Origin of the sequence: Streptomyces aurantiacus (assembly GCF_001418335.1) — a bacterium.
In the GTDB taxonomy this organism is placed as follows: domain Bacteria; phylum Actinomycetota; class Actinomycetes; order Streptomycetales; family Streptomycetaceae; genus Streptomyces; species Streptomyces aurantiacus.
In genome coordinates this window covers 23,093-41,097 of sequence record NZ_LIPP01000021.1, presented here as the reverse complement: position 1 = coordinate 41,097, position 18,005 = coordinate 23,093, and the positions used below count along the sequence as shown (strand labels likewise).

General features: G+C 70.7%; 18 protein-coding genes and 1 pseudogene. 14 read left to right on the top strand and 5 right to left on the bottom strand.

Features of this window, described 5'->3' with window-relative positions; genetic code table 11:
• From AOK01_RS02815 to AOK01_RS40545, 9 genes and pseudogenes are all read left to right on the top strand, one after another.
• Window positions 1–877, top strand: an 877-nt coding sequence (locus tag AOK01_RS02815) for an amidohydrolase family protein (RefSeq protein ID WP_055508000.1), incomplete at its 5' end; no start/stop codon positions are given.
• On the top strand, window positions 874–2,289 hold the full coding sequence (locus AOK01_RS02810) for an FAD-binding oxidoreductase (protein WP_055507991.1): 1,416 nt from the start codon (window positions 874–876) through the stop codon (window positions 2,287–2,289). The genes AOK01_RS02815 and AOK01_RS02810, both read left to right, overlap by 4 nt.
• 58 nt (window positions 2,290–2,347) lie before the next feature.
• Entirely contained in the window at window positions 2,348–3,736 is a 1,389-nt protein-coding gene (locus AOK01_RS02805) for an FAD-binding oxidoreductase (protein WP_245702058.1), read from the top strand.
• A gap of 142 nt (window positions 3,737–3,878) precedes the next feature.
• Window positions 3,879–4,895, top strand: coding sequence for an ABC transporter substrate-binding protein (locus AOK01_RS02800; RefSeq protein WP_055507987.1), 1,017 nt, complete (start codon window positions 3,879–3,881; stop codon window positions 4,893–4,895).
• 18 nt (window positions 4,896–4,913) lie between these two features.
• Entirely contained in the window at window positions 4,914–5,768 is an 855-nt protein-coding gene (locus AOK01_RS02795) for an ABC transporter permease (protein ID WP_055507984.1), read from the top strand.
• Window positions 5,769–5,782: 14 nt separating this feature from the next.
• Window positions 5,783–6,592 carry an ABC transporter permease gene (locus AOK01_RS02790; protein WP_055507982.1) on the top strand — a complete coding sequence of 270 codons (810 nt, stop codon included), beginning with the start codon at window positions 5,783–5,785 and terminating at the stop codon, window positions 6,590–6,592.
• Between the two features lie 5 nt (window positions 6,593–6,597).
• Window positions 6,598–7,521 (top strand): ABC transporter ATP-binding protein, encoded by a 924-nt coding sequence (locus tag AOK01_RS02785; protein ID WP_055507980.1) that lies wholly within the window; start codon window positions 6,598–6,600, stop codon window positions 7,519–7,521.
• Window positions 7,522–7,523: 2 nt separating this feature from the next.
• Window positions 7,524–7,928 (top strand): VOC family protein, encoded by a 405-nt coding sequence (locus AOK01_RS02780; RefSeq protein WP_055507978.1) that lies wholly within the window; start codon window positions 7,524–7,526, stop codon window positions 7,926–7,928.
• A gap of 106 nt (window positions 7,929–8,034) precedes the next feature.
• Window positions 8,035–8,703, top strand: a pseudogene (locus AOK01_RS40545) (maleylpyruvate isomerase family mycothiol-dependent enzyme); the annotation flags it as partial.
• A gap of 26 nt (window positions 8,704–8,729) precedes the next feature.
• Here AOK01_RS40545 and AOK01_RS46055 read toward each other — a convergent pair.
• Both AOK01_RS46055 and AOK01_RS02770 read right to left on the bottom strand, forming a co-directional pair.
• Window positions 8,730–8,864 carry a hypothetical protein gene (locus AOK01_RS46055; RefSeq protein ID WP_281181290.1) on the bottom strand — a complete coding sequence of 45 codons (135 nt, stop codon included), beginning with the start codon at window positions 8,862–8,864 and terminating at the stop codon, window positions 8,730–8,732.
• A gap of 186 nt (window positions 8,865–9,050) precedes the next feature.
• Window positions 9,051–9,482 (bottom strand): DUF5980 family protein, encoded by a 432-nt coding sequence (locus tag AOK01_RS02770; RefSeq protein WP_055507975.1) that lies wholly within the window; start codon window positions 9,480–9,482, stop codon window positions 9,051–9,053.
• Between the two features lie 332 nt (window positions 9,483–9,814).
• Between AOK01_RS02770 and AOK01_RS02765 the strand changes: the two genes are divergently transcribed.
• Entirely contained in the window at window positions 9,815–10,267 is a 453-nt protein-coding gene (locus tag AOK01_RS02765; protein ID WP_055507973.1) for a DoxX family protein, read from the top strand.
• Between the two features lie 109 nt (window positions 10,268–10,376).
• Here AOK01_RS02765 and AOK01_RS02760 read toward each other — a convergent pair whose 3' ends face one another.
• Window positions 10,377–11,018: a TetR/AcrR family transcriptional regulator gene (locus tag AOK01_RS02760; protein WP_055507971.1), complete on the bottom strand. Its 642-nt coding sequence runs from the start codon at window positions 11,016–11,018 to the stop codon at window positions 10,377–10,379.
• Between the two features lie 193 nt (window positions 11,019–11,211).
• Here AOK01_RS02760 and AOK01_RS02755 point away from each other — a divergent pair, with 193 nt between their 5' ends.
• The 3 genes from AOK01_RS02755 to AOK01_RS02745 all read left to right on the top strand — a co-directional run bounded on the left by AOK01_RS02755 (window position 11,212) and on the right by AOK01_RS02745 (window position 15,263).
• Entirely contained in the window at window positions 11,212–12,738 is a 1,527-nt protein-coding gene (locus tag AOK01_RS02755) for an APC family permease (protein WP_055507969.1), read from the top strand.
• Window positions 12,738–13,838 (top strand): alcohol dehydrogenase catalytic domain-containing protein, encoded by a 1,101-nt coding sequence (locus AOK01_RS02750; RefSeq protein WP_055507967.1) that lies wholly within the window; start codon window positions 12,738–12,740, stop codon window positions 13,836–13,838. Before AOK01_RS02755 ends, AOK01_RS02750 begins: the two co-directional genes overlap by 1 nt.
• A 90-nt stretch (window positions 13,839–13,928) precedes the next feature.
• Window positions 13,929–15,263 (top strand): NAD-dependent succinate-semialdehyde dehydrogenase, encoded by a 1,335-nt coding sequence (locus tag AOK01_RS02745; RefSeq protein WP_055507965.1) that lies wholly within the window; start codon window positions 13,929–13,931, stop codon window positions 15,261–15,263.
• A gap of 76 nt (window positions 15,264–15,339) precedes the next feature.
• Here the strand turns inward: AOK01_RS02745 and AOK01_RS02740 are convergent, their stop codons facing one another.
• Window positions 15,340–16,128, bottom strand: coding sequence for an SDR family NAD(P)-dependent oxidoreductase (locus AOK01_RS02740; RefSeq protein WP_055507963.1), 789 nt, complete (start codon window positions 16,126–16,128; stop codon window positions 15,340–15,342).
• A gap of 104 nt (window positions 16,129–16,232) precedes the next feature.
• Complete coding sequence (locus AOK01_RS02735; protein WP_055507961.1) at window positions 16,233–17,024, bottom strand: SDR family NAD(P)-dependent oxidoreductase; 792 nt, start codon at window positions 17,022–17,024, stop codon at window positions 16,233–16,235.
• A 108-nt stretch (window positions 17,025–17,132) separates the two neighbouring features.
• On the opposite strand from AOK01_RS02735, the gene AOK01_RS02730 reads away from it, so the two are divergent.
• Window positions 17,133–18,005: a fumarylacetoacetate hydrolase family protein gene (locus AOK01_RS02730; protein ID WP_055507959.1), complete on the top strand. Its 873-nt coding sequence runs from the start codon at window positions 17,133–17,135 to the stop codon at window positions 18,003–18,005.

The following is an 18,005-nucleotide window of genomic DNA, read 5'->3' as shown; positions in this document are numbered from 1 at the left end:
CCGCAGGCCCACCCTGGTGCTGCCGCCCGGCAGTTGCGACGCGCACTGCCACATCCTCGGCCCCGCCGCGGTCTTCCCCTACGCGCCCGAGCGCACCTTCACCCCGCTCGACGCCCCCAAGGAACAGGTCGCCGCCCTCCACACCCACCTCGGCCTGTCCCGGGCGGTCGTCGTCCAGTCGTCCTGCAACGGCCATGACCACCGCACACTCCTGGACGCCCTCACAGCAGGACATGGCAGGCTGCGCGGAGTGGCCCTCATCGGCGAGCGGACCACCCGGGCGGAGATCGAGGAACTCCACCGGGCCGGAGTCCGCGGATTCCGGCTCAACTTCCTTCCGCACCTGCGCACCGCGCCCACCAGGGAGGAGATCGACTCCGTGCTGGAGCGCGTCGACGGTCTCGACTGGGCGGCCGAACTCCACCTCACCGGCGCCGAGGTGGCCGATCACGAAGCACTCGTCCGCGCCCTGCCCGGCCGCGTGGTGATCGACCACCTCGCCCGGGTCGACCTCGGTGACGGACCGCACAGCCCCGCCCTGCGCAGCCTGCGCCGCCTCCTCGACACCGGCGACGTCTGGCTGAAGGTCAGCGGCGTGGACCGGGTCTCCCGGCAGGGCCCGCCCTACGCGGACGCCGTGGCACTGGCCGCGTCGTTCGTACGGCAGGCTCCCGACCGGGTCGTATGGGGCACCGACTACCCCCACGTGAACATCCGGGGCGCCGCTCCGGACGACGGCCTGCTGGTGGACCTGCTGGCCGACATCGCCCCCGACCCGGCCCACCTGCGCCGGCTCATGGCCGACAACCCGGCCGAGCTCTTCGACTTCCCGCCGGCTCCGACAGTCCCGGCCGACCCGCACGTGGAGCAGACATGACCGACTTCGACGGCACCTTCCTGACCCGGGGCGCCCCCGGTTACGAGGAAGCGCGGCTCGGCGCCGTCTGGAACCTGCGCAAGCCCGACCGCCACCCCGACGCCATACTCCTCGCCGCCGGCGACCGTGACGTCCAGGAAGGAGTCCGCTGGGCCGCGGCCCGAGGGGCGAATATCTCCGTCCGCTCCGGCGGGCACAGCTGGATCGGCAACGGGGTACGCGACGGCGGCCTGCTGATCGACCTCTCCGCCCTGGACGAGGTCGTCATCGACGCGCCCCGCCGTCGCGCCACCGTCCGCCCCGCCGTCCGGGGCAGCCACTTCAACGCGCTGCTCGCCGCCGAGGGACTCGTCTTCCCCAGCGGCCACTGCCCCTCCGTGGGCGTCGGCGGATTCCTGCTCGGCGGCGGCTACGGCTGGAACTCCCGCGCGCTGGGCCCGGCCTGCTTCAGCGTGGAGGCGGTCGACGCCGTCCTCGCCGACGGCACCCTGGTGCACGCCACCGACGAGACGCACCCGGAGCTCATGTGGGCGGTGCGCGGTTCGGGTCCTGGTTTCTTCGCGGTGGTGACACGTTTCCACCTGCGGGTGTATCCGGCGTACGACCAGATCCTGCGCAGCGCCTACGTGTTCCCCCACGAGCTGCGCGACGAGGTACTGGCCTGGACCTACGAGGCCGTGCCCGGGATCTCGGACTCCCTGGAGATGTCGGCGAAGGTCGCCCACACCCCGGGGGTGCCGCGGCCCACCACGATGATCACGGCGGCGGCCTTCTGCACGCCGGGGGAGGGGCCGCGGATGCTGGAGCCCCTGGAGAAGGCGCCCTTCCTGCGGCACGCGCTGCGCAGGACCGAGCGGGTGCCTTCGACACTGGACGACCTGTACGCCCTCTCCGACGGCCTCACTCCCCAGGGTCGGCGCTACGCCGTCGACGGGGTGTGGACGGACGCGCCGGTCCAGGACGTGCTCGACGCCGGCCGTGAGGTGCTGGACGGGCTGCCCAACCGCGACAGCTTCCTGCTCTGGATGCTGTGGGGCGGCCAGGCGACCCGGGAGAACGCCTGCTGGTCCACCCAGGCACGCCTGTACTTCTCGCCGAACGCGGTGTGGCACGACCCCGCCGACGACCTGCGCAACGAGACCTGGGCCCATGAGGCGCTGCGCGGCATGACGCCGGTCGCCCGCGGCACCCAGTTCGCCGACGCCAATCCCGCCGACCGGCCCGACCACGGCCTTGAGCCGGAGCAGACCGCACGGCTGGAGCGGCTGCGGCGCCGGTACGACCCCCAGGGGCTGTTCCACTCGTATCTGTCGCCCGACGAGTCGACCACGGCCCTGGCCGCACACCGGCGGCACGAAAACTCACCTCTAGTGTCGACAGAAAGCCGAAATTATCGACGTACAGCCCCTTGACCTCCGTTTTGTGTCGACAGTACCGTTCGGAATGTCTGCACCACCCAAGGAGCCACACTTGTCCAGGACGTCTGATCCCCATCCTGCCCCGTCTCTGCGCGGAGCTCTCGTCCGCCGTGACGATGCGAACTATGAGGAGGCCCGTCTCGGCGCCGTGTGGAACGCGCGCAAGCCGGACCGGTTCCCCGACGTGATCGTCGTCGCCGAGGACGAGCGGGACGTCGTCGAGGCCGTACGGATCGCCAGGGCCGAAGGACTGTGCGTCTCCGTCCGGTCCGGCGGCCACAGCTGGGTCGGCAACGGCGTACGGGAGGGCGGACTGCTGGTCGACCTCTCCCGCCTCCAGGAGATCACCGTCGACCCGCACGCCCGCACCGCCGCCGTCCAGCCGTCGGCCAAGGGGCCCGCGATCCAGCAGGCCCTCGCCCCGCACGGACTGTTCTTCCCGACCGGCCACGCACCCACCGTCGGCATCGGAGGCTTCATCCTCGGCGGCGGCTACGGCTGGAACTCCCGTCACCTCGGGCCCGCCTGCCTGAGCATCCGCGCGATCGACGTGGTCCTCGCCGACGGCACCCTGGTGCACGCCACCGACGAGACCCACCCCGACCTGCTGTGGGCGGCACGAGGCAGCGGCCCCGGGTTCTTCGGCATCGTCACCCGCTTCCACCTGGACGTCCACGCACGCCCGACCGAGATCCGGCGCACGGTGCACAGCTATCCCGTCGCCCTGCGCGACGAGGTGCTCGCCTGGTCGTACGACCTCCTGGAACGGCTGCCCAGCACCGTGGAGTTCTCCGCCAAGGTCGGCTTCACCCCCGGTCTCGGCACCCCGTCGATCTCCCTGACCGCCACCGCCTTCTGCACCCCGGAACAAGGCCCCGAAACCCTGGCTCCGCTGGAGGACGCACCCTTCCGCGACCAGGCCCTGCGCGCGGTGGTCGCCGAGCCGACCACCATCGAGGAGCTGTACGACATCGCGGACCGGCTCAACCCGGAGGGCCTGCGCTGGGCCGTGGACGGTGTGTGGGCGGACGGCACGGCCCAGGAGATCATCGGCGCGGCCCGTCCCGTACTGGACACCATCCCCGACGGGACCAGCTTCGTGCTGTGGATGCTCTGGGGCCACTACCCGCCGCGCCCCGACGCCTGCTGGTCCACCCAGGCCAAGGCCTACCTCTCGCCCAACGCCGGCTGGCACGACCCGGCCGAGGACCTGACCCACGAGAACTGGGTGCACGGCTCACTGTCCGCCGTGCAGCACCTGTCCCGGGGACTGCAGTTCTCCGACAACAACCTCGCCGACCGCTTCGACCTCGGCCTCAGCGCCGAGAACGCCGAACGGCTGGAGAAGCTCCGCGGCGTTCACGACCCCGACGGGCTCTTCCGCACCTACATGACCCCGGCCGAGTCGACCACCGCCTACGCGGTCGCCGGCCGCGCGTAACACCGGACTCGGCGCTTACGGCCTCGGCGGCGCCCCATCCCATCCCATCCGTGCGACCGCGTCGACCGCTTCACCAAGAGAGCCGCATCCGCCCGTGGCCGTATCCACGGGCTGCCGCAACTGTGCAAAGGAGCACACCCTCATGCCGAAGAGCACGAGAAGCACGAGAAACCCGTTCGGTCGCCTGGCCATCGGCGTGGTGACGCTCGTCGTCGCCGCCCCGGTCGCCGCCTGCGGCTCCGGCGACTCCACGTCCGCCGGCAGCGACGGATCGGCGAAGATCACCGTGCTCCGCTCCAACGGCGCGCTGTTCGAGCCGCTCTACATCGCCGAGCAGCAGGGCTACTTCGAGGCGGCGGGTCTCGACGTCACCATCAAGGCGGGCGCCCAGGACACCTCGCAGAACGCCCCGTCCGTGCTCAACGGCGAGGCCCAGTTCGCGATGACCGACAGCTCCGGCTTCCTCAAGGGAGCCGCGAAGAACATGCCGATCCGCATCGCCACAGGGCTGGTGTCCGCCACCACCAAGACCGATCCCACCGACGGCCTGCTGGTCAAGAAGAGCAGTTCCGTCGACGGCTTCGCCGACCTGGAGGGCAAGACCGTGGGGCTGCCCGCCCTCGGCGGCACGATCCAGTTCATCGTCGAGTACCTGGTCGAGAAGGACGGCGGCGACCCGGGCAAGGTCAAGTTCGTCTCCCTGCCGGTCACCTCCCTCAGTGACGCCGCGACCTCCGGCAAGACGGACGCCGTCTACTCCTTCGGAGCCTTCTACTCGGCCGGCAAACAGGCAGGCCTGCGCACCGTCGGCAACGGCATGAACGACCTGCCCGGTATCAGCCAGGGCGTACTCTTCGCCACCCAGAAGTACCTGTCCACGAACGCCGGCACGGCGAAGAAGTTCACCGACGCCGTCGCCAAGGCGATCACCTACGCCAACGCGCACCCGGACGCGGTCAAGGCGATCGACAAGAAGTACACCCAGCTGTCCCCGGACTACATCGAGAAGTCGCAGATCGCGTACTACGACAAGAGCGTCAACACCACGGTGATGCGTACCGTCATCACGAAGATGCACGAATACGACCTGCTCAGCAGCACCCCCAAGGACGACGCCATCTACTGGGACAAGGCTCCGACGGTCACCGCCGGCAGCTGAGAACGGCAGAGGTACACCATGGCCATTTCCACGACGGACCGGCGGCCGGCGGCCCCGGACCGCAAGCGCCGCGCCCGCCCCGCCCGGCGCACCCGGGCCGGGGGACCGGGGCGCCGCGTGCTCCTGTTGCTCCAGCTCTCCGCCGTCCTCGCCGTCCTCCTCCTCTGGGCGGCGCTCGCGGCGGCCGGGCTGGTGAGTTCCACCGCGCTGCCCGGACCGACGGCGGTGTTCGGGACGTTCCCGGAGCTGTTCGGCACCTCCGCCTACTGGCAGGCGGTGGGGGACACCCTGAACGGGGCCCTGACCGGCTTCCTCGCCGCCGCAGTGATCGGCGTTCCGCTGGGCCTGGTCACGGGCACCTACGCGGCGGCCGAGCAGTCGTCCCGCCTGCTCGTCGACGTCCTGCGGTCCTTCCCGGTCATCGCCCTGCTGCCGGTCTTCCTGCTGGTGCTGGGGTCGACGCCCACGACGAAGACCACCGTCGTCTTCCTCGCCTGCGTCTTCCCCGTCTTCCTCCAGGCCCAGTACGGCGCCCGGTCCGTGACCCCGATGATCGCGGAGACCATGGACAGCTACCGCGTCCCCCGGCACCTGCGCTTCCGCAAGGTGATCCTGCCGAGCGCAACGCCCTCGGTCATGACCGGGCTGCGGCTGGCGGCGACGACCTCCGTGCTCGTGGCCATCGGCGTCGAGGTACTCACCACACTGCCCGGGATCGGCCACGAGGTCGTCCTTGCGCAGCAGGGCGGCGCGGCGGCGCAGGCGTACGCCTACATCATCACCGCGGGCACGATCGGCTACTCGATCAACCTGCTGTCCCAGTTCGCCGAACGACGTCTGCTGCGCTGGCGTCCGCCGGCGCACACCGACTGAGGAGGGGAGGCATCATGTCCACGCGTACTCCGGGCGCTCTCTGGAAGCCCCTGCTCAAGCAGTTGTGGCTGCCGGTCCTGTGTGTCGCCGTCCTGCTGGTCGCCACCGCCGGCAGCACCAGCTTCTACTTCCCGCCGGCCACCGACGTGCTCGCCACCCTGTGGCGGGAGCTCCTGCACGGCGGACTCGTCGGCGACCTGCTGTTCTCCCTGCGCAACATCGCACTCGGCCTTGGCATCGCCACCGTCGTCGGAGTCGGCGCGGGCCTCGTCATCGGCGAGGTCGACCTGCTGCGGCAGGCGACAGGACCGCTGCTGGACTTCGCCCGCGCCACCCCGACGGTGGCGTTCGTCCCGGTCATCATCCTGACCCTGGGCATCGGCTCGGGCCCGAAGGTCTTCCTCATCGCCCTCGGCTCGGTCTGGCCGATCCTGCTCAACACCGTCAGCGGCGTGCACGGCATCAACCCGGCCGTGCACGAGACCGCCCACAGCTACCGCATCCCCTGGCGGCTGCGGCTGCTGAAAGTGGTGCTCCCCGGCGCCCTGCCGCAGATCTTCGCCGGCATCCGCGTGGCCCTCTCGATCGCGGTGGTCCTCATGGTCGTCAGCGAGATCTACGGATCACCCGTGGGCCTGGGCAACTTCATCCTGCAGAGCGGCTCCAGCTTCGCCGTCCCGGAGACCTGGGCCGGCACCGTGCTGATCGGCATCCTCGGCTACGGCCTGAGCGTGCTCCTCCTGGCAGCCGAGTACGCGCTGCTCGGCTGGTACCACCAAAGGCCGCCGCGTGCCCGGCGGTCCCTGTCCCGGAACGAGGTCTAGACATCATGCAGCGACACGCGAAGACGGGCGGATCCAGCCTGGTCGTGGAGGACGTCGGCAAGACGTTCGGCCACGGCACGGACGAACACCGGGTGATCGAGGGCCTGTCGCTGCGCGTCGACCCCGGTGAATTCGTCTGCATCGTCGGCCCGTCCGGCGCCGGCAAGACCACCCTGCTGCGCTGTCTGTCCGGTCTGATCAGGCCCACCTCGGGCACGATCCGCTACGGCGACGAACCCCTCACCCGGCCGCACGCCGACATCGCGGTCGTCTTCCAGGACTACCGCGGCTCCCTGCTGCCGTGGATGCGGGTACGGGACAACGTGGCCTTCCCGCTGGAAGGGATGGGCGTCAAGCGCGCCGAACGCAACCGGCGGGCCGAGGAATGCCTGCACGCCGTCGGCCTGGCCGACGTCGGCGACAAGTACCCCTGGCAGCTGTCGGGCGGCATGCAGCAGCGGGTGGCCATCGCCCGCGGACTCGCCTACGAAGCGCCCGTGCTGCTGATGGACGAGCCCTTCGGGTCGGTCGACGCCCAGTCCCGCTTCGACCTGGAGGACCTGACGCTCTCGCTCCGCGCCGACCTCGGCATCACCGTCATCCTCGTCACCCACGACATCGACGAGGCCGTCTACCTGGGTGACCGCGTGGTCGTCATCGGCGGCCGTCCGACCACGGTCGTCGACAACCTCCAGGTCGACCTCGGCACCGACCGCGACCAGATCACCACCCGCGCCGACCACCGCTTCACCGACCTGCGGACCCGGCTCCTGACCAGGATCCGCGAGGCACAGGCACCGGCCGAGCGGACTCCGGCGCGCCCGGAGCCGAAGCCGGCGCCGGACGAGACCCCGAGCGGCGGCACCGCGAAGGACGGCATCCCGAAGGACAGCCCGGCCCGGGAGAAGACCGCGCGGGCGGTGCGCTGACGATGACACGCTTCGACCACGTGGGCATCTCCGTGCCGGACCTGGAGGCGGCCACCTCCTGGTACTGCGACGCCCTGGACCTCACCGCGGCCCCGGTGTTCGCCATCCCGGGCACCGACCTGCGCGGGGTCATGCTCCTGCACGAGAGCGGCTACCGCATCGAACTGCTGCACCGCCCCTCGGCCAGCCCCGGCCCGACGCCGGACAGCGCCCTCGACGCGGCGGGCACCCACGGCTTCGGCCATATGTGCCTGTGCGTCGAGGACGTGGCGGCGGAGTTCGCACGGCTCGTCGAGGCCGGCGCCGGGGTCAGCATGCCTCCGCAGCCGGCGCCACGCCCGGGAGCGAGCATGGCCTTCGTCACCGACCCCTACGGCAACCTCATCGAACTGCTGGACCGCGCCTGACACGAAGACTCCGCACGCACTCCGCACGACAGGCTTCCACTCCCAGGCACGTCCGCTGCCGGCGAAGGAGCGGCTCTCGATCCGGTCCGGCTGCTAGAACTTGACCGTGAATCAGACGACGCCTTCCTTCGAGGAACTCCTGACCCTGATCGAGGACCGCTCCACCGCGCTGCGCAAGGCGGCCGACGCTGCCTCCGGGCTCGGTGTACGTGTTCCCAGTTGCCCTGACTGGTCGCTGTGGGACCTGATCGCGCACCTGACCGAAGTGCAGCACTTCTGGGCCGCTGCCGTGGCGGCCGGACCGAGCGAGCAGCCGCCGACTGTCGACGAGCCCCCGACCGAGTTGCCCGCGGCGACCGAGGCACTGGTCGCCGCGTTGCGCAGGTCCGGGCCCGAGTCGGGGTGCTGGACCTGGTGGGGTGGATCCGGGGCACCCATGACGGCCGGCGCGGTGGCCCGCCACCAGGTTCATGAGGCCGCCGTCCACGCCTTCGACGCCCAACTGGCCGCGGGAGTCCCGCAGCAGGTGCCCACCGTGGTGGCGCTGGACGGCATCGCGGAGTTCATCAGCGTGCTTCACGGTTCCAGCGGCGCCTGGCCGCACGACCCCGCCCGCATAGGCCTGCACACCACCGAGGGACCGGCGTGGCTGATCGGCCTCACCCCTGCCGGCGCGCGCCTGCTCGACGACTCGTCACCGACCGACGGGTGCCTGCGGGGTTCGGCGAGCGACGTGCTGCTCACTCTCTACGGCCGCCTCCCGCTGGACCGCTTGCGCACGGAGGGCTTTGCCCTGTCCGGCTACTCGTCGGACGAACCCGGCTCCGACCGCTCCGCCCACACCCGGGCCGCCAACGCGTCCGCGTCCTCCTGCGACGTGCCCGCCTTCACCAGGATGATCCCCCGCGACCCGTCCGGGAACGTCACCTTTCGCATCGCTGTACCCAACGGGCCTCCCGGCGTCGATTCCTCCGGCATGGCGGCTCCTCTCGATGACGAAACCCCCAGGTTAGCCGTCACAGACCCAGCGGTCGCCGTTCTCCGTCACCGAGTCACCGAGTCACCGAGTCACCGAGTCACGGCGCCCGGGCGTCCTTGCCGGGCCTCCGGGCGCCGCGGGATTCAGCACCCGTCGCGGACGACGATCAGCAGCGGGTCGGTTTCGGTGTGCTTGCCGTCGGTGGCCCAGATCTCGGCGGTGTACTCGCCGGCCGGTGCCGGTGCGATCGACAGCCCGACCAGGCCGTTGATGACGAGGGCGCCGTCGGGGGTGCGTTCGTTCGTACCCGGGTAAATGGCGCCGCCCGTGCTGGACGAGCCGGGCGGCAGGTTCCGGACCCCGGTGTGGATCAGGGTCGACCAGCTTCCGGTGACGGGGGAGAAGGCGTAGGTGTTGGGCCACCCGTGCTGCGGGCTGACGCATATCCGCTGACCGTCGGCCTCCAACGTCCATGTCGAGGCCGACGCCGAGACCGGGGCCGCGCCGACGAGCATCAGGGTGAGAGCCGAGAACAGACCGAGGAGCAACCCGGCCCCGCGGTGGCTTGTTTTCATCGATACCTCCTGGTGGGGGAGCCCGAGGTAGTACGAACCCGAGGTAATACGGAAGAGTCTCCCGGCCGATTCCGCCGACCGGCAGCCGTCAACGAGTGTCACTCGGGCAACAGCCCGTGAACAAGGGGTAGTTGCACTCTCAAAGACCTGTGTCCTGATGTCGCCGCCCGTTGTCTCGTTGTCCCGAAGGCACGAAGACCTCGGAGTCCGTTTGAACCCGGAGTGCCCCGCACACGTACGGTCCACTGAGGGCTGCGACCTGCACTCCGCGGTCCACGTCTCCCTCGTTCTCGTTCCAGCTGATTCCGTAGTGACACTTTCGAGGAGTACCGATGACCACTCCGCCCGTCGGCGACTGGCTCACGACACGTCAGCCCTTCGTGCTGGGCCTGTTCCGTATCGTCCTTGGCCTGTTGTTCACCTCCGAGGGCGCTGCCACGGTCTTCGGAGTGCTGGACCGCAAGGCCAGTTCGACGGGCGACTGGCCCTTCTGGTACGCCGGGGTGATCGAGTTGGTGTGCGGCGCCCTTGTTCTCCTCGGGGTCGCGACCCGCGGCGCGGCGTTCGTCAGCTCGGGCATCATGGCGTTCGCCTACTTCACGGAACACCAGCAGGACGGCCTCTTCCCCCTGCAGAACGGCGGACTGGCCCCGGTGCTCTTCTGCTGGGGATTCCTGCTCATCGTGTTCTTCGGCCCGGGTGCCTTCACCCTCGCGGGCCTGACCGCCGGTCGTGAGCGTGGCGCGCGCCCTGCCGTCGGCCCGGTGACCGAAGAGTCCCGGTGAGTGAAGGGGTCTCGATGAGGTGAGGGAAGGGCTCCGCTGAGTGAAGGAGTTCCGGTGCGCGAAGGTTTCGGTGCGCGAAGGGTTTCGGTGACCAGACCCTGATGTGCCGTCAGATAGGAGCCAACTCCCCTGCCCCTAGCCCCAGTTCCGTTTCCGCGACGGCCCGGGCCAGGTGGACGATCGGAGCCCCGCGGCGGTCGGCGCTGGTGTTGATGTAGGCGCTGGCTCCGTCGACCGCGACCAGGATGCGCAGCGCCGACGCCCACGCGTCGGCGCAGGAGAAGTCCCCCGACTCCGTACCGGCGGTGATCGTCTGCTCGACGCGCCCGCACCAGAGCAGCTCCTGCGCCACGACGTGGTCGCGCAGTTCGGGGCGGTAGCGCGACAGGTGCCGCGCGTTGAGCCAGAGCCGGCTCACGTTGTCGAACTCGGTGCTGGACGTCAGCGTGAAGAACCGCCGCAGGACCGCCCGCGGGGTGTCGTCGCCCCCGGGGCCGTCCGGCCGCTCGGGAAGCAGCGAGTCGAGGTCGGCCATGGTGGCCGCGGTGAAGGCCTCGGCCACCAGCGTGTCGGCCGCCGGGAAGTAGTGGCCGACGAGTCCGGGCCGGACGCCGAGCTCGTCGGCGACCCGGCGCAGAGTGACGCACTCCAGTCCCTCGGTGAGGCCGACGTGCGCGGCGGCGGCGACGATCTCGTGGCGGCGCTCGGCAGGGGCCTTGCGGACCCGCTTGCTCGGACCTCTTGACGTCATGCCGTGAATGCTATTGAGTATGCGACCAATAAGCAATTGGTCATGCGCCCAATAAGCGTTGCCGTCCGAAGAACGCCGACCGCGGTCCGAAAACCGTCCCTCGTCGAGCCCCACGGCCCAGGGCTCACCCCACCCGTGATCCGCGACACGCGGACCGGGACGGCCGCACGCGCAGCACTGTCAGGAGACGAACGTGGACGACACCCGCACCGATGCCGGTGAACTCGCCGAGTACGGCTATGAGCAGGAGCTGAAACGGACCCTGTCCGCGTGGGCCGTCTTCGCGATCGGGTTCGCGACGATCTCGCCCGTGGTCGGCATCTACGCCGTCGTCCAGCTCGGTTTCGCCTTTGCCGGCCCCACCTGGATCTGGGCGGTCGTCGTGGCCTTCCTCGGCCAGCTGCTGGTCGCCGTGGTCTACGCCGAGCTGTCCTCCCAGTTCCCGATCACAGGAGGCGTCTACCAGTGGGTGCGCCGCCTGGGCGGGCCGCGCCTGGGCTGGCTGGTGGGCTGGATCTACCTCGCCTCCGCCGTCGCCTCGCTGACGACGGTGGCCTACCTGGGGGCGACCTGGCTCTACATGCTGGCCGAGGACGGTGTCCCCTCGGCCGCCGTCCACGTACTCCTCGGAGTGGTCTTCGTCGCCGTGGCGCTCGGGATCAACCTCCTCGGGGTGAACCCCGTGAAGCACTTCCTGAACGCGGGCATCGTCGCCGAGGGCGTCGCGTCCATCGCGGTGAGCCTCATCCTGCTGCTCTTCGTACGCCACAACGGCTTCGGGCTCCTCTTCGAGACCCTGGGCGCGCAGGACGTCTCGGGCGGATCCGTGACGGCCGGCCTGCTGACCTGCCTCGCGGTCGCCGGCTGGGCGTTCCTCGGGTTCGACGCGACCACGCAGGTGGCCGAGGAGACCGAGCAGCCCCGGCGCAGCGTGCCGCGCGCCCTGCTGCGCGCCTACCTCTTCGTCGCCTTCACCGTCCTGCTGACCGGCCTCGCCGTGACGCTCGCGCTGCGCCGGCCCGAGGACGCCGTCTCCGGCGCGATCGTCGACCCCGTCTTCGAGGCCGTGACCCAGGGACTCGGCGGCTGGAGCGAGAAGCCGTTCATCGTCGTCGTCCTGATCGCGTTCTTCGCGTGCGCCGTCTCCATCCAGACCTACATCGGCCGCGCCGTCTACGCCTTCGCCCGCGACCGCCAGCTGCCCTTCTCCAGGACGCTGGCGACCGTCGGCCCGCGGCAGATCCCGTACGTCTCCCTCATCGCGACCGCCGTCCTCGCCGGGCTCGGCCTGCTGCTGGGGCTGAACGGCAACGCGGCGGCCACCCTGATCGCGTTCGGCTCCGGCGGGTTCTACTTCGTGTTCCTGGCGGTCGCCGTCGTCGCCCTCGTCGCGCGGCTGACCGGCCGCTGGAACCCCGCCGCCGGACAGCTGAGGCTCGGCCGAACCGGGCTCGCCGTCAACGTACTCGCCGTCCTGTGGCTGCTGTTCGAGGCGGTCAACATCGCTTGGCCGCGCACCGAACTCGCCCCCGTCGACGGCAGTTGGATGCAGGTGTGGGCCGTGATCCTGGTCTTCTCCGCGCTCTTCGTCATCGGCCTCGTGTACGTCGTCGTCGCCAAGCCCCACACCGAGCTCGCCCCGAACCCGGCCGCAGCAGACCCGGCCGCGGGGAGTTCGACCGCGGGAAACCCGACCGCACAAGAAACGAAGGCCTCCTGATGTCGTCGAAGCTCTCCCCGGCCGTCGTCTTCGACCCCGAGGCGGGGCTCGGCACCCGCGAGGTCTCCCTGCGGGCCGCCGGTCCGGGCGAGGTCGAGATCGAGGTCCGCGCCGCCGGTGTGTGCCACTCGGACCTGCACATCGTGTCCGGCGACTGGCCCACCGACCGGCCACTCGTCCTCGGGCACGAGGCGGCAGGCGTGGTCACCGGAGTCGGGCCCGGCGTCACCTCGGTCCGGCCCGGCGACCACGTGGTGCTGTCCTGGTTCGCGCCGTGCCGGCGCTGTCGCAAGTGCGTGGCGGGCCAGGGCTGGCTGTGCACCGGGACCAAGGCCGTCGCCAACACCCTCCCCGACGGCACGACCCCGTTCACCGACGCCGACGGCGAGGCGGTCTGGCCCTATCTGGGCCTCGGCGCCTTCACCGACCGCCTGGTCGTCCCGGAGACGGCCGCGGTGCGGGTCCCCGACGAACTGCCGTTCAGCATCGGGGCGTTGCTCGGCTGCTCCATCACCACCGGGGTCGGCGCCGTCGTGAACACCGCCGGGGTACGGCCCGGCGAGTCCGCGGTCGTCATCGGCACCGGCGGCGTCGGGCTCTCCGTGGTGATGGGCCTCTCCCTGGTCGGCGCCGACCCCATCGTGGCCGTCGACCTCTCTCCCGAACGCCTGGCCGCAGCGAAACGGTTCGGCGCCACCCACACCCTCGACGGCGCCCGCGACGACGTGGCCGCCTGGTGCCGGGACGAACTCGGCGGAGTGGACTACGCCTTCGAGGCGATCGGCAGCCCGAAGGTCGTCGAGACCCTGCCCGCCATGCTCACCTCCGGAGGCGCCGCCGTCCTCGTCGGCATGGCAGCCACCGGCGCCACCGCCGCGTTCGACCTCTTCGACCTCGCCGACCAGGGCAAACGCATCCTCGGCTGCAACTACGGCTCCAGCGTCGGGGAACTCGACATCCCGAAGCTGGCCCGCCTCTACCTCGCGGGCCGGCTGCCGCTGGACGACCTCGTCGGGAAGGTCCGCCCGCTGGGGGAGGCGGCGCAGGCCCTGGACGACCTCCGGTCGAACACCGGCGTGCGGACGATCCTCGAACCCTGACGGCGCCGCCGGTCCCGTACCACGCACGCGGGCCGAGCGCCCCGCCCGCCCCTTACGCAGCACCACCGACCCGTAGCACCTGGAGATCGCATGTACGCCGTCACCGACCCGGCCACCGCAGAGGTCGTCGCGACCTACCCGACCGCCACCGACGCCCAGGTCGCCGCGGCCGTCGACGCCGCCCACACCGCGGCCGCGTGGGGCCGCGCCACTTCCGTGACCGAACGGGCCGCCCTGCTGCGCCGCCTCGGTGACCTGCACGCCGAGCGCCAGGACGAACTGGCCGCGAGCATCGTCCGCGAGATGGGCAAGCCGCCCGCGGAGGCCGAGGGCGAGGTCGGCTTCTGCACGGAGATCTACCACTACTACGCCGACCACGCCGAGGAGTTCCTCGCCGACGAACCGCTCGACGTCACCTCAGGACCGGGCGGCGCCGTCATCCGACGCGGCCCGGTGGGCGTGCTGCTCGGCATCATGCCGTGGAACTTCCCCGCCTACCAGGTCGCCCGCTTCGCCGCCCCGAACCTCGCGATCGGGAACACCGTCGTCCTCAAGCACGCCCCGCAGTGCCCCGCCACTGCCGCCCTGCTGGAGAAACTGTTCGCGGAGGCCGGCTTCCCGGCCGGGGCCTATGTCAACGTGTACGCCACCAACGAGCAGGTCGCCGACGTGATCGCCGACCCGCGCGTCCAGGGTGTGTCGCTCACCGGCTCGGAGCGGGCCGGCTCCGCCGTCGCCGAGATCGCCGGCCGTCACCTGAAGAAGGTCGTCCTCGAACTCGGCGGCTCCGACCCGTTCGTCGTGCTGTCCACCGACGACCTGGACGCGGTCGTCGACTCCGCCGTCGCCGCCCGGCTCGACAACACCGGCCAGGCCTGCAACGCCGCCAAGCGCTTCGTGGTCGTCGAGGAGCTGTACGAGCGGTTCGTGGAGAAGTTCACCGCCCGGCTCCTCGCCGGCGAGACCGGCGCACCCCTGTCGTCCGTGGCCGCCGCCGAGAACCTCGGCCGGCAGGTCGACGCGGCTGTCGCCGAGGGCGCGACGCTGCACAGCACCGGCCGGCGGCACGGGGCGTACTTTCCGGCCGGGGTCCTCACCGGACTCACCACCGGGCACAGCGCCGCCCGGCAGGAGCTGTTCGGCCCGGTCGCCATGGTCTTCGCCGCCGCCGACGAGGACGACGCCCTGCGCATCGCCAACGACACCCCGTACGGCCTCGGCTCCTACGTGTTCACCACCGACCCGGCCCAGGCCGAGCGGGTCGCCGACCGGATCGAGGCCGGCATGGTCTTCGTCAACGGTGTCGGGGCCGAGGGCGCCGAACTGCCCTTCGGCGGCATCAAGCGCTCAGGCTTCGGACGCGAACTCGGCCGCCCCGGCATCGAGGAGTTCGTCAACAAGAAGCTGATCCGGACCGTGGCGTAGCGGAGCGCGCGGCGTTCCGGTCCGCGTTCCGGTCCGCGTCCCGGTCGGCGTGGCCCGGAACCCGTCGTGCTCGCGCTCACGCTCCGATCATGTTGTAGCCGCCGTCGGCGATGAGGAATCCGCCGGTGATGTGGTGCGCGTCCTCGGTGGCCAGGAACAGCGCGGCCCCCGCCAGCTCCTCGGGACCCGGGATGCGGCCCATCGGAGTCGCTTTGCGCAGCTGCTCCCCGCGCCCGTTCCGCCAGTCCTCCCGGCCCAGTGTCGCGGTCGTCTCGATGAACCCGGGAGCGAAGACGTTGACCCTGACGGCGGGGGCGAAGGCATGCGCGTACGACTTCGTCAGGCCGATGATCCCGTACTTCGCGGCGGCGTACTGCGGTGCCCGCGCGCTGCCCCGGGCCACCACCGTCGAGCCGATGTTGACGATCGCGCCGCCCCCTTCCTGCTCCAGCATCCGCGCGCCGAACTCGTGCGTGCACAGCAGTGTGCCCTTGATGTCGACCGCGAGGACGTGGTCCACGGACTCCTCGGTGAGGTCCCGCCAGGACATCTGCTCGCGGGCCACGTCGCCGACGTTGTTGACCGCCACGTCGAGCCGGCCGAACGCGCTCCACACCTCGTCCGCCATGCGCCGGATCTGGTCGTGCTCGGCTATGTCGGCCTGGACGACGAACGCCTTGCGGCCCAGGGCGGTCACCCGCTCGGCGGTGGCCTCGGCGCCCGCGCGTGAACTGCGGTAGTGGATCGCGACGTCGGCGCCCTCCTGGGCGGCCCGTACGGCGATCTCGGCACCGAATCCGGTGCCGGCACCGGTGACGAGCACGGTCTTGTCGGTGAAGCGCTGGGAGTTGGTGGAATTGGCCATGACGGCTCCTTCGGGCTGTGGGGACGGTGGATCGGGGTCGTGCGCGTGCGGCCCGCCGGTGGGCGGGCGGCGGCCAGACAGGTCACACAGGTCAGTCAGTCAGGTCAGACGAGGGTCCGGCCGCCGTCCGCGTACAGCACCTGTCCGGTGATGAAAGCGGCCTCGGCGGAGGAGAGGAACAGGGTGGGGCCGACCAGGTCGTCGGGGCGGCCGAGCCGTCCGGCGGGCACCAGTGCCTCCATCGAGGCACGCATGCCCGGTGTGGCGAGGTAGGCGCGGGTGAGGTCGGTCTCGGTGTAGCCGGGGGCGACCGCGTTGACGGTGACGCCGTGGGCCGCCCATTCCCGGGCCATGACCCGCATGAGCTGGTTGACGCCGCCCTTGGTCGCCGCGTACGGCGCGTGGTCGCGGTGGGCGAGCAGCCCGGACACGGATGACAGGTAGACGACGCGGCCGTAGCCGCTCGGCACCATGACGTTGCCCACCGCCCGGCCCAGCCAGAAGCCGCTGCTGAGGTTGATGGCGACGACGCGGTCCCAGACATCGTCGGGTGTCTCCAGTACGGGGCGGCGGTCGTTGGTGCCGACGGCGTGCACGAACACGTCGAGACCGCCCAGGAATCCGGTGGCGTCGGTGACCGCGTCGTGGCAGGCGTCGGCGGAGGTGAGGTCCACGTTCAGGCCGCGCACCGTGCCGCCTGTGCCGCCTGTGCCGCCTGTGCCGTCCGTGGCCCCGGCGCCGCCCGTGCGGGTGAGTTCGGCCAGTTGTGCGGCGTCGCGGTCCAGGACGACCACGTCCGCCCCCGCGTCCGCCAGGGCCCGGACAACGGCGGATCCTATGCCGCCCGCACCCGCCACGAGCGCACGCGTGCCGGTGAAGTTCCACATCGTCTTCATGCTCCGGACCGTAATCGACCTCCGAACAATGTGTCCACACTTGACGCCACTGTTGACGTGAATGCCGGAATCAAGGAGGGTGAGTGTCGACAGTTACTAGGAGGTCTGATGAAATTGGTGACGTTCGACGAAGGGCTCGTGGGCCGCCTCGACGGGGACACGGTGATCGAGCTCGACGTCCCGTCGACCCGGGTGTTCTTCGAGCGTGAGGGCCAGGTCGCCGAGACGGGGCGGACGTATCCGCTCGCCGATGTCCGGCTGCGTGCGCCGATCGTGCCGAAGAAGTTCTTCCACACGGCGGGCAACTTCCGTGAGCACCACGAGGACCTGGAGCGGGTCGACTGGTCGCACCCGGTCAACAAGGGCATCGTGTTCTTCCAGAACGTGGACGCGATCATCGGCCCCGACGAGCCCATCGTGTACCCGGCCAACCTGACCCGGGAGATGGACTACGAGCTGGAACTCGCCGTGATCATCGGCAAGCCCGGCAAGTTCTTCACCGCCGAGCAGGCCGCCGAGCACATCGCCGGCTACCTGGTCTTCAACGACATCACCGCGCGCGACATCCAGCGCAGGGAGATGGAGTCCGGGGTCTTCTCCTTCTCCAAGGCCATCGACACCTTCTGTCCGATCGGCCCCTACATCGTCACCGCGGACGAGATCGGCGACCCGCACGACCTCGACATGGAACTGCGTGTCAACGGCGACGTGCGGCAGAAGTCGAACACCTCCCGCCTGTCGGTGTCGATCCCGCAGCTGGTCGCCTACCACTCCCCGCAGATCTACAGCGCGGGCGACATCATCACCACCGGCACCATCGCCGGAGTCGCGGCGAGCACCGAGGACCCGTTCGCCAACTACCTCAAGCCCGGCGACGTCGTGGAGGCCGAGATCGAGAGTCTCGGTGTGCTGCGCAACCGCGTCGTCTCCTGGCAGGACGCGTACGGCACGCCCGAACCGTCCGCTGAACAGTGGGCGTGA

Bases quoted from the DNA above. Each gene is read 5' to 3' on its own strand.
- AOK01_RS02730 (WP_055507959.1), top strand. From the start codon at position 17,133: ATGAAATTGGTGACGTTCGACGAAGGGCTCGTGGGCCGCCTCGACGGG.
- AOK01_RS02800 (WP_055507987.1), top strand. From the start codon at position 3,879: ATGCCGAAGAGCACGAGAAGCACGAGAAACCCGTTCGGTCGCCTGGCC.
- AOK01_RS46055 (WP_281181290.1), bottom strand. From the start codon at position 8,864: ATGCGAAAGGTGACGTTCCCGGACGGGTCGCGGGGGATCATCCTGGTG.
- AOK01_RS02770 (WP_055507975.1), bottom strand. From the start codon at position 9,482: ATGAAAACAAGCCACCGCGGGGCCGGGTTGCTCCTCGGTCTGTTCTCG.
- AOK01_RS02740 (WP_055507963.1), bottom strand. From the start codon at position 16,128: ATGGCCAATTCCACCAACTCCCAGCGCTTCACCGACAAGACCGTGCTC.
- AOK01_RS02810 (WP_055507991.1), top strand. From the start codon at position 874: ATGACCGACTTCGACGGCACCTTCCTGACCCGGGGCGCCCCCGGTTAC.
- AOK01_RS02745 (WP_055507965.1), top strand. From the start codon at position 13,929: ATGTACGCCGTCACCGACCCGGCCACCGCAGAGGTCGTCGCGACCTAC.
- AOK01_RS02760 (WP_055507971.1), bottom strand. From the start codon at position 11,018: ATGACGTCAAGAGGTCCGAGCAAGCGGGTCCGCAAGGCCCCTGCCGAG.
- AOK01_RS02765 (WP_055507973.1), top strand. From the start codon at position 9,815: ATGACCACTCCGCCCGTCGGCGACTGGCTCACGACACGTCAGCCCTTC.
- AOK01_RS02785 (WP_055507980.1), top strand. From the start codon at position 6,598: ATGCAGCGACACGCGAAGACGGGCGGATCCAGCCTGGTCGTGGAGGAC.
- AOK01_RS02795 (WP_055507984.1), top strand. From the start codon at position 4,914: ATGGCCATTTCCACGACGGACCGGCGGCCGGCGGCCCCGGACCGCAAG.
- AOK01_RS02790 (WP_055507982.1), top strand. From the start codon at position 5,783: ATGTCCACGCGTACTCCGGGCGCTCTCTGGAAGCCCCTGCTCAAGCAG.
- AOK01_RS02735 (WP_055507961.1), bottom strand. From the start codon at position 17,024: ATGAAGACGATGTGGAACTTCACCGGCACGCGTGCGCTCGTGGCGGGT.
- AOK01_RS02780 (WP_055507978.1), top strand. From the start codon at position 7,524: ATGACACGCTTCGACCACGTGGGCATCTCCGTGCCGGACCTGGAGGCG.
- AOK01_RS02750 (WP_055507967.1), top strand. From the start codon at position 12,738: ATGTCGTCGAAGCTCTCCCCGGCCGTCGTCTTCGACCCCGAGGCGGGG.